11 protein-coding genes and 1 pseudogene are annotated in these 12,738 nt (G+C 55.7%); 3 read left to right on the plus strand and 9 right to left on the minus strand.

Going from position 1 to position 12,738, the window contains the following annotated elements; translation table 11 throughout:
• Nucleotides 1–1,821: 1,821 nt before the first annotated feature.
• Nucleotides 1,822–2,052 carry a DUF6894 family protein gene (locus tag BM074_RS22810; RefSeq protein WP_139217686.1) on the minus strand — a complete coding sequence of 77 codons (231 nt, stop codon included), beginning with the start codon at nucleotides 2,050–2,052 and terminating at the stop codon, nucleotides 1,822–1,824.
• 123 nt (nucleotides 2,053–2,175) lie between these two features.
• Here BM074_RS22810 and BM074_RS16950 point away from each other — a divergent pair, with 123 nt between their 5' ends.
• Nucleotides 2,176–2,499, plus strand: a complete 324-nt coding sequence (locus BM074_RS16950; protein WP_091923605.1) for a DUF982 domain-containing protein — start codon at nucleotides 2,176–2,178, stop codon at nucleotides 2,497–2,499.
• 63 nt (nucleotides 2,500–2,562) lie between these two features.
• Here the strand turns inward: BM074_RS16950 and BM074_RS16955 are convergent.
• Both BM074_RS16955 and BM074_RS16960 read right to left on the minus strand, forming a co-directional pair.
• A pseudogene (locus BM074_RS16955) lies at nucleotides 2,563–3,658 on the minus strand (porin).
• 142 nt (nucleotides 3,659–3,800) lie between these two features.
• Entirely contained in the window at nucleotides 3,801–4,835 is a 1,035-nt protein-coding gene (locus BM074_RS16960) for a hypothetical protein (protein WP_091923606.1), read from the minus strand.
• A 1,396-nt stretch (nucleotides 4,836–6,231) separates the two neighbouring features.
• On the opposite strand from BM074_RS16960, the gene BM074_RS16965 reads away from it, so the two are divergent.
• Nucleotides 6,232–6,786: a phage terminase small subunit P27 family gene (locus BM074_RS16965; RefSeq protein ID WP_175499056.1), complete on the plus strand. Its 555-nt coding sequence runs from the start codon at nucleotides 6,232–6,234 to the stop codon at nucleotides 6,784–6,786.
• Nucleotides 6,787–7,482: 696 nt separating this feature from the next.
• Here BM074_RS16965 and BM074_RS16970 read toward each other — a convergent pair.
• From BM074_RS16970 to BM074_RS16995, 6 genes are all read right to left on the minus strand, one after another.
• Complete coding sequence (locus BM074_RS16970; RefSeq protein ID WP_091923610.1) at nucleotides 7,483–8,790, minus strand: hypothetical protein; 1,308 nt, start codon at nucleotides 8,788–8,790, stop codon at nucleotides 7,483–7,485.
• Entirely contained in the window at nucleotides 8,780–9,466 is a 687-nt protein-coding gene (locus tag BM074_RS16975; protein ID WP_175499057.1) for a ParB/RepB/Spo0J family partition protein, read from the minus strand. Before BM074_RS16975 ends, BM074_RS16970 begins: the two co-directional genes overlap by 11 nt.
• Nucleotides 9,467–9,629: 163 nt before the next feature.
• On the minus strand, nucleotides 9,630–9,815 hold the full coding sequence (locus tag BM074_RS16980) for a hypothetical protein (RefSeq protein ID WP_091923614.1): 186 nt from the start codon (nucleotides 9,813–9,815) through the stop codon (nucleotides 9,630–9,632).
• Between the two features lie 15 nt (nucleotides 9,816–9,830).
• The gene (locus BM074_RS16985) at nucleotides 9,831–10,286 is read right to left on the minus strand and encodes a hypothetical protein (protein ID WP_091923616.1); all 456 of its coding nucleotides are present in this window, start codon (nucleotides 10,284–10,286) and stop codon (nucleotides 9,831–9,833) included.
• Nucleotides 10,287–10,302: 16 nt separating this feature from the next.
• The gene (locus tag BM074_RS16990) at nucleotides 10,303–11,463 is read right to left on the minus strand and encodes a helix-turn-helix domain-containing protein (protein ID WP_139217688.1); all 1,161 of its coding nucleotides are present in this window, start codon (nucleotides 11,461–11,463) and stop codon (nucleotides 10,303–10,305) included.
• Nucleotides 11,464–11,711: 248 nt separating this feature from the next.
• Nucleotides 11,712–11,921, minus strand: coding sequence for a helix-turn-helix domain-containing protein (locus tag BM074_RS16995; RefSeq protein WP_175499058.1), 210 nt, complete (start codon nucleotides 11,919–11,921; stop codon nucleotides 11,712–11,714).
• 139 nt (nucleotides 11,922–12,060) lie between these two features.
• Between BM074_RS16995 and BM074_RS17000 the strand changes: the two genes are divergently transcribed.
• A complete protein-coding gene (locus BM074_RS17000) occupies nucleotides 12,061–12,738 on the plus strand; it encodes a hypothetical protein (protein WP_091923631.1) in 678 nt (225 codons plus the stop codon).

Here is a 12,738-nt window from a genome sequence, read left to right on the forward strand (position 1 = left end):
CCATGATGAAAAGGATATTGGGTTTGGCGTCCTGCGCGTGTACTGCCGCCGTGCCTGCCAAAAGGCCACCGGCAACAGCTATCGCTGCCGTCATGCTCTTCAGTGTCGTTCTCATTCTTCTACTCCCTCGAAGGGCCATTGCAGGATGGCCAAGGCGCTGAAAGGACAAGTTCGACGCAAAACGCGGTGATAGAGCTGACAATGGCGATGTGAGCCACGTGCCGCGCGCGCGTCTCTGTTCCCGGTGGCGTTTTATGCGAGCCGGGCCTGGGAAAAGAATAAAGCTGTCTTCGATCATTCACGCGACGGTGGCAAAGCCCGATACTGCCTTGCGGAGCATTTGTTCGCGCGTAGTCAGCACCATGACGCCGGCGGGGCCGGTTTGGAAGTAATTTACAGTAGTATACGTCTGGCGGACCCATCTTGCTGCCGCTTCGAGCTGGCCTGCCCCAGGTGCGGAACGATTTATCTGCGCATTCCGAAGACCGTGACCTATACGACGATGATCCATTGCAGCCTCTGCGAGACGCCGCTAGGAACGTGGCGTGAACTCGAAGATTCGTTCATTATCCAAGGCGGCTATGACGGGGTATTCGAGATGAAAAATGGCCAGATTGTAAAAAAGGACGACTAGGCTTTGGAAATCGCAGGCGCTTCCCGTTGGCAGCCTGTTGGAACCATAGCGGCATCTGCTTGTTCCTCGTATCAAGCCCAAGGGCTCGGACTTGCGGCCCTCGTCTTGTCCGAGCCCATTTTCATGTCAGATGGTCGAGTTCCGGACAAAGGCGGAACATCATCAATTTTTGGTACGTTTGTGCGCTGCTGACAGGAGCATCCAGGTCGCCGGAGCCCTTGGCTCAATGTCGCCCGCAGCCTTGGGCTCAGACTTGGCGGTGGGCGTACGCTCACCGCCCTTTTCGCATCACTAGATGCCCATTAACGTCAGCGCACAAAACTTAAACCACCCTTCAGAATTAGGAGTATTATGTAACTGCTGGTATCCCACACCCAGTGGGGCTTGGCCAAAGGTATTCTTCCAAGACGCAATGAGGCCAAGCCTCACCTTTCTTAGTCCGCAGAGCACACTGGGAGGGCTGGGACCGCAATACTCAGCGGAGCCCGTCCGTCCCTGTGCTGCGTAAATTGACGGGGGTTTCACAAAACTTACTTGGGCGAATGGCCTATTCTCGCACAGCCCGCAGTGCATTGGTGAGCGTTTCCACCAAAGTGGTGTTGCCCTCTTCGACGAGGATGCCAGCGTCCAATAGCGCATCGAGAAAAGCAGCTCGCGCCTCGCCTGGACTGAAGTGTCCTTCCAAGGCTCCGGTGCAAGTCAGTTTAGCGCGCAGGCAGGCAGGACCTTGCTTGTGAGTCCAATCGTTTTTTAGAAAAGCAAGGGCTTCTCCGACGGAGCTAACGTGTCTAGGTTTGCCGCGTCGAGCAAGCCGGAGGACCAGTGATTGGAATGGGACGTCGTTCATGGACAGGAAACGTCGATATTGGGCGCTGGTTCCTTGTAGCAATCGACGGTGGGAAAGCACTATGCCAGACGATTTGAATGAGCATGGCAATTACCCGCCCCCGAACCAACCATCCCACGTGATGCTTGGCGTGGGGTTCGTCTTCGGCATTGTGTTAATCATGGGGATCCGCTGGTATTTGCGATAACTAAATTCTATTGATTTGGAATCCCGAAATGCGGGTTGACGGCCGGCCCCTACCCATCTCGTCTCGCCATCGTCCCGTAGCGGGCAATCCATAACGTTGAACAACTAGCGAGGAACTACCTTTGGGAAACGTGCGCGGCCATCACCCACCAGGTCATGTCATAACGTCGGAAATGCGCATCGTCCCGATAAGCCGGTTCGTATCGTCATACACATGGACCAGGAACTTAGAAGGATCGGTATTCCTCCCAACAGCCTCACGGATATTGTCGCGAGCGGCTTCTACGGCAGCGAGGATGGCGGCTTCACCGTCGGCACACTCCATATCGACCACGTCAATGGGCAGACCGTCTCCCTCATGATAGGCGAAATGAAAGATTGGCATTATGCCGATGGCTCCTGTTTGAAGTGACCGCAAATCAACAAAGCGTCCAGACAGGCAACTGTTCCCCCGATAATTAATTTGATTGCTTCGGAATCCGGAAACAGCGGTCCTATATTCCCGCCCATGGTTTACGAGGATTACAAGACATTCCAGCGGGTGCAGGTGTTCGGAAGGCAGCCGGGCCAGCTTGTCAGCGTGTCATCTGCCTATGACGCTGCAAGGTTCGTACTCGAGCAGTGGCCGGATGCGACCGGCCCGAAGCACCTAATGGCACGGGAAATATTGCTCAAGTGCCTTGAAGGCAGTTGTTCGGCCGCGGTTGCGCGTGTTGCCCTTATCGAGGCTGCGAGGGAAGCCAGCATCTATATGGAAGCGGAGCCGCTCCGGACCGCATACACGGGCAAACCAGACCCGAAGTGGGGCAAGCGCAAGACGGTACGGCGCTGAAACGCCAAAAAAGCCCGCCAACCGGATAGCCGGCGGCGGGCGAACAAACTATTTGATATTTGCCTAGAAGTTGCGCTGGAAGCGAATGATGCCGCCAAGTGCGTCATCCTCGCCGAAATCGCTCTCTGCCACTTCCTTTCGGTCGCCGCCGAACTTGGTGTAGTCGATTTCCGGCCTTATGAAGAAGCCCGGCACCAGCTCGTAGTTGACGTTGAGTGCGAGAGCCCAGGTGCCCTGCTCTTCATAGGCCGCCTGGCCGTTGATCGTCGCCTTGTCGGTAACCTTGATGGCAAAGCCACCCCAGCCGGCCCAGTCGCCTTCCCACAAGCCGTACCAGTTTTTGTTCTGATTGGTGATGAAAGAATCAGAATCATAGTCGGATTGATAGCCCGCCATGATCCATGGCGGATATTGCATCCGTCAGGCTCACGTCAAGCCGCGCCTTGACGCCGACGGCATCCTGCACGGAATCATAACCGACGACAGCACCAATCTGGCCCCAACCCTGTTGATATTTTACGCCGGCAAGGACATGCGGCATGTAATCGTCGATGACGTAGTCATAACCGTTGAATACCATACCCTGTTCCGCGGCGATGACAGCGGAAAATCCGTTTCCACCCTTGAAGGTGTAGCTGATCTGATTGCTGGAAATGCTATCGGATCCATATTGGATCACGTCGTCCTGAATAATCGTTCCAGCATAGCCGAGCCAGGAGCCGAAGAGGACATCGTTGACGCCCATCTGGAACCCACCCAGCTCGATAAACCCCTGATGCAGCGTGCCTCCGGCGTCGTCGCTGTTTGTATTCTGGAAACGGGTGTCAATAAACGACCGCAGCGTGCCAAGTTCTGTTTCGGAACGCGCGTCAAAACGAATTTCGGCGCGGGTGCGGACACGCCAGGTATCATTTCCGCCTGCACCAACGGGGCCACCGGTAAACACGTTGTCCCCGCCGGAAAACTCGAAGCGCAAGTAACCGTTGACCTTGAGGCATGTTTCGGTTCCCGGGATATAGAAGAAGCCCGCCCCATAGGCATCGCATACCCGGACATATTCAACAGGCTCGGGCTCTGCAACGATGACTGCATCCGCCGCATAGGCCGACGTGGTCATGAGGACTGCACCCGACATTAGAAAAAGCGTCCGAATAGCCATGCGATCCCCTCCAGATTGCCCGGCCGAGCACTTCTGCTTCAGCAGTCGTTGCAGCTTATCCCTTTCAGGTGTCAAGGATCATAACGTTAATCAAAAAATACATCATGTGGCCAAGCTGCCACACTAATCGAAGCTCGCGAGCTCATTTCGGGTGGCCACAATAGGCCAAAGTACAGGTATAGGCCTGGACACCTTGATACGTTGACTGTGCGAGCTGGGTGTCACCGCTTTGAAAAACTATACCGTAGGGTTGCGCCAGCGCCGTAGCCATCGAACCCGCGATGTCGTCTTGAAGCTGAAACAGGCCATGGGGTTGGATATCGTTTTCGTAGCTGTTCGTCCACAAAATGGAACCATCGGCACGATTGACGAGGCGCGTGCTCACCCGAAGCCTCTCGCCCTCGATGCGGACAGCTGCTTCCAGCATAACGGTAGGGTACGGATCGACGATAGTGCTGGATGCAGCACCATCCACGACGATGATTTCCTTGAATTTTGAAAGTTGAGTGAGGACTTCCTCAGTTAATCCCTTCGCGATATTTCCCGAGCGCTGTGTCCCCGAAAGGTCACTGAACGGTCTAACGAGTAATCGAGGAATATGAGGTCCTGTTCCCGTGATCGAAACAGCAGTTTTGCCGGAAAAGCTGGCATGCGAGCGGATAAGATAGCCGCTGGCGGACAGCGCTAAGCCAATAAAGGCGATCGCAGCAAAAACTGGCCACTTGTGAGGCGGTTCGTGCTTCGAAAGAAGCTCTGTTGCCATACCCGTTAATAGTGGAACTTCGACGGTAGGTGTTACTCCACATCTTTGCGAGAAGATGGGCACGTAGCCGCCCTTCGGCATGCTGATGATAATTGGATCATCGCGGCCCGCCACCAGGTAATAATATTCGAGGCCACGCCTGATGAGACTTGCCTGGATGCGGACCACAGGGTCCAGTTGCGCGTCAAAAGATGCGTCGCGCCCCAAGACTTCGGTGGCGATCGAGTAGCCTTTAATGCGGTCGGCACGGCCCGCGATTGTCTCCTCAATCACATATGTCAGTAATCTGCGCGAACGATCGGGCACATCAAACTCGATGCTCGATCGGATTCGGTCAAGTTGCGCCAGGATCTCGGGACCGGTGGGAAGGGTCGCCTCACCATTCGCCGGCAAACGGTTTGTGGTTACGCTCATCCCTTGTCCCCCAAACAAGTAGCAGCCGTTTCCCGTCTTATATCACACAATCTCGGGCTAACCTTCTGAATTGTTGCACGATTGATCCAAGCGCGATCGGCGAAAGGGTTTTGCGGTCACTCCTTGGCAGACCACCGGCAAGCCTTTCCAGCGGCCGGTGTTCAATATGATGTGAATATTCCCCTATTTAAAACGAATTGCTTAATTGAGCACCGCCCTCCCTTGAATATGCTTATGGCTGCCGGCGCTCTTGCCGGTGGTCGTTGCACCGTTTCAAATAGCCCTTTAGGTGGAATGGCCCTTTTCTCACCTCCCGACGAAGGAGAGCTCTCGCAGAAGCGAGCGAGGTCTGGCGGAGCCAATGCTTCTTTTCACACGCCAGACCTCATTGTACGAACAAATATCCTCAATGAGGGTAATTCATCAGAGTAAGGCTCATCGCCGAATGGAAATGGCATGCATCCTGATCCGCTGCACACAAAAGATTTGATCATCATCGCGGTCGGGGCGATGGCGTCCGCGGTCGGTAAAGCAAAGCCCATCTTCGATGCGCCTCCCGTCGGCGCTAGATACTGACTGGGTGTGCCTGGCTATCTGTGGAACACCCGCGAGACCCATTCCAACGAACTGGCGATGCTGACGCCGAGTGCGGTACCCGGCGATTGTGTTCAGCGACAACAAAAAAACCGCCAACCGATCACCGGCGGCGGGCTGTTGTTTAGAAAACTTCGCATCACATTTTTTTAACACGCAGTGCACGCTCTCAGGCATGCACGGAAACAATCGCCCCATCATCGACGAAATTTACGATGATGTCATTGCGGTTCATGCCAAAGCCGCCAAAGAACATTTCGACATACTGACATACCTGATAAACGCTGCAGTAGACGAAGCCCTTAGCCTCCGAGCGGAAGAACGTCCGCCCGATGCAGCGGGACAGCGTGGCTCGGACCGATAGCCTGATGGGTCAGGCCACAATTATTAGACCGCTGCTCGGACTCTCACGCTTTACAAAGACAACCGGGGCCAAACCGCCGTTGACGAAGTGGAGCAGTCCCTAATTGCGATATTATTTCGTCTTTAGCTAATGTTGCTGTCGACCCACATCCCGCAATCGTAATGTGGCGCGCCGCGACAAATTGCGGCCTACCCCCTAACGAACCGATACGACACCCTGTTCCGCTCGACATATACAATACCCGGATAGGTCCAACCCGTTGGCCTGCCATTGGCATTTCGGTTGAACTGACGTTTCCCGAGCTTGACAACTAACGCCTCGTTTACGGTTCTCTCGCAAAGTATGACCGGGGGACGAAAATACGGAACTTCATGGCAATGCAATGTCCACCAATCCAACACCAGTTGTGGTATTGCAATACCGAGAAAGGAGCGTGCCATGGTTGGTCAAAAGGGCAGATCAGGAAGGCCACCGAAGCCTCTCGCCGTCTTGAAAGCGGAAGGCAATCGCGGCCACCGTGCCAAGCTGGATCAAATGGCGGAGCCGCAATCGAAGGGCCAACCAGTCATGCCACCGACGCTGACCAAGCCGCAGGAAGCGCTTTGGTACGAGGTCCTGCGCACCGTCCCCGCCGACGTCCTCAACCGCTGCGACGTAGCGCTGCTCGAAATACTTGTGACGTCTTGGCAGCGCCTGCGTCAATGCAACGCGGCCATCGAGACTACGGGTTTGATCGTCAAATCCAGCCAAGGCGCGGTGGTCAATCCCCTAATAAAGATTGCTCATGCCAGCGCCGCCATCGTGCAGCGCGCCTGTGCTGAATTAGGGATGAGCCCGGTTTCGCGCGCCCGGCTGATGGCGTTTAGTCCCGACGATGGTGAAGATCAGACCTTCATCGATTTCATCTACGGCGACGACTCGGAGATGTGGGTTTCTGAACCGCCTACAAAGCCCATTTCTAAACGGCGCGGCAACGGCAATAAACTCAACTAACCTGCCGTCAATTTAGCGGGTTTTCGAGCGACCGCAGGGGCATCGCGATTTTTCTCGAAAATTCGCGCGCGACCGCCTAAGCCGCTCGCGGTGCCGGGCCGCGAAGTTTGGAGATACCCCCGCCCGGTAATAGCCCACGTGGGCTATCCAAAAATCTGGCCAAGCAAGCTGACGATTGTCAGCACAACGAGCCCCACCAGAATGATCGGGATTGCGATCAACACCCTTTTCAAAAGTTTGCGATCGCGAGAGTCCATAGCAGCAATATAATCGTCAACAGCTATGAAGGCGTTATATGCTTCGCTAAACTCTTAGCGAGTACAGCTCTGCTCGTACTGAGCGCATCTTGTGCCGCTAACGGCAACCAACGAACAGGCTGTAGCGCCCACTATGGCCGTTTCAAAGCAAAACGCGTGTGGTAAGCTCTACTGGCTCGTGGAACGCAATCCGCCCCTGGGGCAACCCGCCGAGTAGCCAAACGTTTGGAGGCGCGGCGGAGCGAATGAAATTTACCATGGTGAGACAAGGCGTCTATCGCATCTCGGACGTCGGGTTTTCGTTGTCCGGCGCGGGTGGTATCATGGTGTTGAGCGCAATGGGTGGCGATCGGTTGCGACTCGCCGCTACGCCCGCTGCGTGGCGCCGCAGCAGGCTTTCTTTAAGACGTTCGGCAACGCGTTCGTAGGCCGTAACGTGTCATTTGCCTTGCCAGCGCCGATAGTGATCCATCTGGTCGAGATAGTCGCGACGACTGTCGAACAACGGCTCTTCTGGCGGTGTCGCCGATTTGGGTTTGGGAAAGTCGTCCAGGTCGTACTGCGGAATGTTCGCGCTGAGTTCGCTTGCAATCTGTGGCCACAATTGCTCCGTGTCGATCTCGATTTCGGCAACAGCGGCCTCGAACGCGTCAAACGCCTCATCATATCGGCTTTGGAAAGCTTCGATATCGTAGTTGGCAAGCACCTCGGCTTCGACAGCATTGATCTCCTGCTGATAGTCATACTCGGCATCGCGGACGCGGGATGCAAGCGTCGGGTCGATATAACGGCAGACTTCATCGGTTACGATGCGCGCCAGTTCACCCGGATGGAGCGCCTCCAAGGCGTCGAGCTCGGTCGCGCCATCACCGAAGCGCTGTTCAAACTTGGCAGCGCGTGTTTCGGTTATTTTAATCGGTGTTCGTGGCAGGAGGTACTTTTCGCATTGCTCCGGGGTAAGAACGATCGGATCGATCGTGATATCGAGACCAAGCTCAGCCTTGCGAATCCAGTACTCGACCTTCCTCGCCAAAGCGACTGGCATCGATCTGCCACCGGGATCGAAATCGCTCACATACAAAATCCGCATTGGCCTGCCGTCTGCAACGGCGCGCTCAACAACTTCCCTTGCCCGAATCTCGGATGTTTCGCCTGTACCAGGAATGAGGTTGAAGCCGAGTTGATTGGCAAGGGGAATAAGGATGTCATTCTGGGTGGACTTTTCGACCCAAACCTCGACCGTGTAACCTTGCGTCGCCTTGAAACCGGAAGTCAGATAATACGGCGATAATATGTCCTGGCGGTTTACATCCCAATTCAGATCGGCACCCGTATCCCCACAGAGAAAGGCGATAGGGCTAGCGGGATTGGGATCGTCTGCGTTGATGATGGGTGGATCGTTGCGATGATCTGCCATGGCACTATCCGGAATAAGCTGCAAATATCTTGCGGCAAGGGAACTGGAGGCGAGAAATTTCCAGTCGTTTTCCAAGTTCAGATACGGCTCGCGGTTCGGCTTCAGGACTGGCTTCTCTTGCGAAACGAGAATGTAATGCAAGCGCCGGATATGCGTGCCAACCTTGCAATTGAAATTGCTCCACAGGCCCGCAAACCATTCAGCACCCTCGCGGCGACTTGGCCTGCCAGCATAGAACGGATCGTTAGCAGGATTTAAGGCAACGAGATCATCGCGGCGGCAACCGATCTCCTCTGCCAGCGCTGCAATGGTGTCATAGTCAATTTTCATGGCGATTTAACTCCATTCCGCGACGGCGGCATTCGGCGAGCAATGCGCTGTCGGTTACCTTGGCAAGCATGCGTTCAACCATGGAGCTGCCGACACCTTCGATTGATCGAGTGCGCTGCGCGATTTTCATGGCAACCGCCTTGCCATTGCGTTCAAATGTCCGCGTCTGCGGAAATTCCGCAGACGTGATCTCCCTCCGAATTTTGGCGACCGTCTTGCCGTCAACGGCACACCGCTTGCCTATCTCGCGATCCGACCATTTCGACCACTCAGGATCACGCAGCATCGCAAGGACCGAGCGACGACGGTCGGCAGTCGTGCGACGCATTCCATGGCTGGCATTCGCGCCAACAGCCCAAAGGATTGCGTCCCGCTTGCTACCGTCACGCACCTCGGCTTTGATGGTTTCCCGTCCAAGCTTCTTGTTTGCCTCGATGCGGTGAAAGCCATCACCCGGCCAATAGTGTGTGCCATCGTGAAAAACGGTAATCGGCGGGAACTCTGCCCCATCGCTCATAGCCTCGGCATATTCGGTGACCATTCCGACATCAATCCCGGCTTCTCGCATCTGCAACTCAGGATCGATCTGGAAAAGTGATATTTCGACGCTGCGCACGCTTTCCATTTTTCTCCTCCCTATTTCCCGACGCCACCACTTCGCCGCGTTCATTTCCACCGGGTTGCCTTGTCGCAGCCGGGCCCGGCTGGGCGGCATTGATCAGCGGGCGGCAAATGCCCGTTCCAGTTTGGTTCTGCGAACCCGCAGCGAATACCGGTCTTCGCGTTCGTCGTCCGATCTGTCGGCAAGGGCGTCGGCTCGGTCCACGAGATGCCGAACCTCATGAAGCACGTCGGATAGTCCTTCCTTGAGCGGTCAGGTTTGCGACCGCGCCACCAAGTTCGATCATTTCCGCCTGCATTGCGGCGAGGCGCATTGCGGTCGCTGTCCGCGTACGTGTAAGTTCGCTTTTGAGGGATGCGAGCTCGTTGGTGATCGTGGCGATGTTGGCGGCGAGTTCCGCCATAGTTCATCGGTTGATTTAGCCATGGTTGCTTCCTTTTGGCAGTGAAGTCTTCCCTCCGGTACTCGTCTGGATGTAGTCGAACGTCAGCACGTCGAACGGCTCGGCGGGTGGCTGCTCGATCAGCTCCTGCTGCTCATCGGCAGCGACGTGGACTCGCCACGGTGTCCGGTCGGCGAGATACTGTTCGACGCTCATCTCGCCGAGTGTGGTTGGTCGGTTAATTGGCGGGTCCAAATCGGACCCGCCAATAGCAGCGTCCGTTTCAGCGATGACTTGGATTCGCCACATATGCCTCTGCTGCATTGCAGCGCATGCCATGCTGGTGTCCACTTCGGATTCAATCAGCGGATCGAGCCAGAGCCGCCATATCGCCTGAAGGTCGTCCTCTGTGCTGGCGGCGGCGAGCGCGGCGTCGAAGGCGTCGAACCACGTTTTGGCACGCTGCTCGTGCGGTAAAAGATTGTCGCTCATGCTGCCTTTGCCTCCCTCAGTGCTGTGTTGCGGTTTCGTCGAGGTCGCGCGCCCACGTTGGTGGCCGCTTCTGCACTGGAGTCACGGCATCGCTATATCGGCTGTAAAAGTGTTGCGTGTGCGCCAGCGGATTTGTGCTCTTCGCGTCGTCCTTGCGCTTCATGCCCTTGAGCGGCACGTCGATATTTGGTGCCTTAGCCTTGTTGGCTGCCTTACAGCCGCCGTGCGCGACAAACGCCAGCGCCGTTTGGATATCGGTTTCGGTGGCAACCTTCACCACGGCCTGCCATTGCCACGCGCGCCAATTGTCCATGGTGACGGCGGCGCGCTCCGGGGATGCTTCGGCATAGGCGGCGACGAAGCCGCGCAGCGCGATGACATATTTCGACGCCACGCGCGGCGGCAGCCGGTTGATACGGCTGTAGATGTCGTTGAGACGCTTGGAGTTGTTTTGTCGGTGTCGCAGACGCGCTCGCTCTGCCTTTTTATTTTTTCTTTCCTGAGCAGCAGCTTCTTGTTTTTCGTCGCGCGCGGATGACGAGCAAAGACGCTGCTCACGATTTTCCTTTCGGATAGGTTCCTTTGGGATAGGTTCAGATTCTTCATTAAGGTTATTCGTGGTTTTCGCACCGGTGGTCGTGTGTGTTTTCGCACCGTTGGTCGTGGTGTTTTCGCCCCGGTGGTCACTCGCACTACCGGTATTTTCACACCGGTGGTCGGCGGTCGATTCAGCCGTATCCTTAGCGTCGCGCGCGTCGCAATCAGGCAAGTGGAAAGTGTAGTAGTTGCGCTTTCCCTTGCCAAAAGGCCGCATGACGGTTCTCGATTGCAAATAGCCTTCATTCCGAAGCCGCCGCATTGCCGAGCGGACACCTTCCGGCTTCATTGCGCATTTATCGCCAACCGTCTCATGAGAAGGAAAACATTCGCCGGTTGCCGAGTTGGCAAAGTCGGCCAGGATACTAAGCAAACGGTAATCGGTAGCCTTCACTTGCCGATCATAGAGCGCGGCTTTCAGGATTATCGCTTTGCGGACTTGGAAGGCTTTTCGCTTGGCATTGTCGTCGGCATTGGACATTACAGGGGCCTTTTGGGTGGCCCGGTGTGTCTTGCCGCAGGTTATCGGAAGGGTTATGCTGCGCCTGCTCTTGGTAAAGCAGACATTTTGTCCCTTCATGATAACCCGCCTTGGTGGCAGACAAACGCCGGGCGGGTTTTCTTATGCGCGATCGGGGCATTCGCGCCCCGTCCGCTCCCGTATCAAAAAAGTACCCTGCGTACGCTGTTACAATTGCCCCGATCTGCGCCAATTGACTTTTCCCGGTCCCCGTACGCTAACTCCACTGACGCTGGTTAAAGCATTGCGGCGGCACGATCTTTCGCCACCTGTTCGTCGCGCAGGCGTGCGCGCTACTTGATCCAGAATCAGGCGAAGATTCCCCTCACCTTCTCGATCTGCGCGGTAGGTATGCGGATCAACTTGCCAAACTCCACCGGTTCAATGGTCCCGTCGGCAATCCACTCACGGACCTTTCTTGGCGAAACGTCAAGTTCTTGGGCTGCCGACTTGATCGTGTGACCGGGACCACGGCGGCGCGCGCCGCGCTTGCGGTCAGCATGACTTGCATGTTCCATTTTGCAGACCTCCTTACATGCGTTAGAGCGACAATAGTCCATATTTTCCGCTTAAACAACTATCTACTTGCGTGAAAAACGGCTCTAACGTAGTTTGCACATATTAGCTCACTTTAAAAGCGTTGGAGAGCATTTAATCATGGCTGAAGACATTTTTTCCCACCTTAAATATAGCGGTATGTGTTATCCCGCTGCGAAGGTGGTCGAGCGCCAAACGGTGCTGTACCGCGATATTCCCGACGACGAACCCGATGCTGAAGAGCAAGTTTGGAAAGTCGCAGTAAGCGGCAATGGCCGCCCCGTTTCTGACGTCAGGCCAAACGGCTGGTGGCGCAGCTTTGCCGAAATCAATCTCGACGACGAGGACGCGGTCACCAATTGGTGTCGGCGTAAGGGTGATCCGTTTAAGCCGGTTATTTACCAACACACCACGACAGCGCGTTGGCCGCTGCTCAAGACCACATTGAGACAAGGCGCAGCATTTTACCGCAACAACCGCAGGCTCAAATCTCCCTCGACGATGGATGGTGATCCTGTAGCAATCAGCGCGGTTCTGAAGGAGCTACTGCAATCCAAGCTGATGCGCGTGCAATACCAACCGAGCGTCGATGAAGCAAACGGCCAGCTCATTATGCGCCCCATGACCGCGACGCTTGCTGCTTTCCTGCTCGCCAGTGCGGCGTACACGATCCACGCAAGGCTTCCAATGGATACCTGCGCTTTTTGTGGCGATTGGTTCCCAATATACCGCGCCGGGACGAGGTTTTGCTCTACCACTTGCCGCGCTGCGTCAAGTCTGGCCAAGGGAGGAGCGTAA

Source organism: Phyllobacterium sp. CL33Tsu, assembly GCF_900113985.1.
In the GTDB taxonomy this organism is placed as follows: domain Bacteria; phylum Pseudomonadota; class Alphaproteobacteria; order Rhizobiales; family Rhizobiaceae; genus Phyllobacterium; species Phyllobacterium pellucidum.

What these genes read in the sequence shown, in the direction of transcription:
- BM074_RS22810 (WP_139217686.1), bottom strand. Translation starts at nt 2,052, where the DNA reads ATGCCAATCTTTCATTTCGCCTATCATGAGGGAGACGGTCTGCCCATT.
- BM074_RS16950 (WP_091923605.1), top strand. Translation starts at nt 2,176, where the DNA reads ATGGTTTACGAGGATTACAAGACATTCCAGCGGGTGCAGGTGTTCGGA.
- BM074_RS16960 (WP_091923606.1), bottom strand. Translation starts at nt 4,835, where the DNA reads ATGAGCGTAACCACAAACCGTTTGCCGGCGAATGGTGAGGCGACCCTT.
- BM074_RS16965 (WP_175499056.1), top strand. Translation starts at nt 6,232, where the DNA reads ATGGTTGGTCAAAAGGGCAGATCAGGAAGGCCACCGAAGCCTCTCGCC.
- BM074_RS16970 (WP_091923610.1), bottom strand. Translation starts at nt 8,790, where the DNA reads ATGAAAATTGACTATGACACCATTGCAGCGCTGGCAGAGGAGATCGGT.
- BM074_RS16980 (WP_091923614.1), bottom strand. Translation starts at nt 9,815, where the DNA reads ATGGCGGAACTCGCCGCCAACATCGCCACGATCACCAACGAGCTCGCA.
- BM074_RS16985 (WP_091923616.1), bottom strand. Translation starts at nt 10,286, where the DNA reads ATGAGCGACAATCTTTTACCGCACGAGCAGCGTGCCAAAACGTGGTTC.
- BM074_RS16990 (WP_139217688.1), bottom strand. Translation starts at nt 11,463, where the DNA reads ATGAAGGGACAAAATGTCTGCTTTACCAAGAGCAGGCGCAGCATAACC.
- BM074_RS16995 (WP_175499058.1), bottom strand. Translation starts at nt 11,921, where the DNA reads ATGGAACATGCAAGTCATGCTGACCGCAAGCGCGGCGCGCGCCGCCGT.
- BM074_RS17000 (WP_091923631.1), top strand. Translation starts at nt 12,061, where the DNA reads ATGGCTGAAGACATTTTTTCCCACCTTAAATATAGCGGTATGTGTTAT.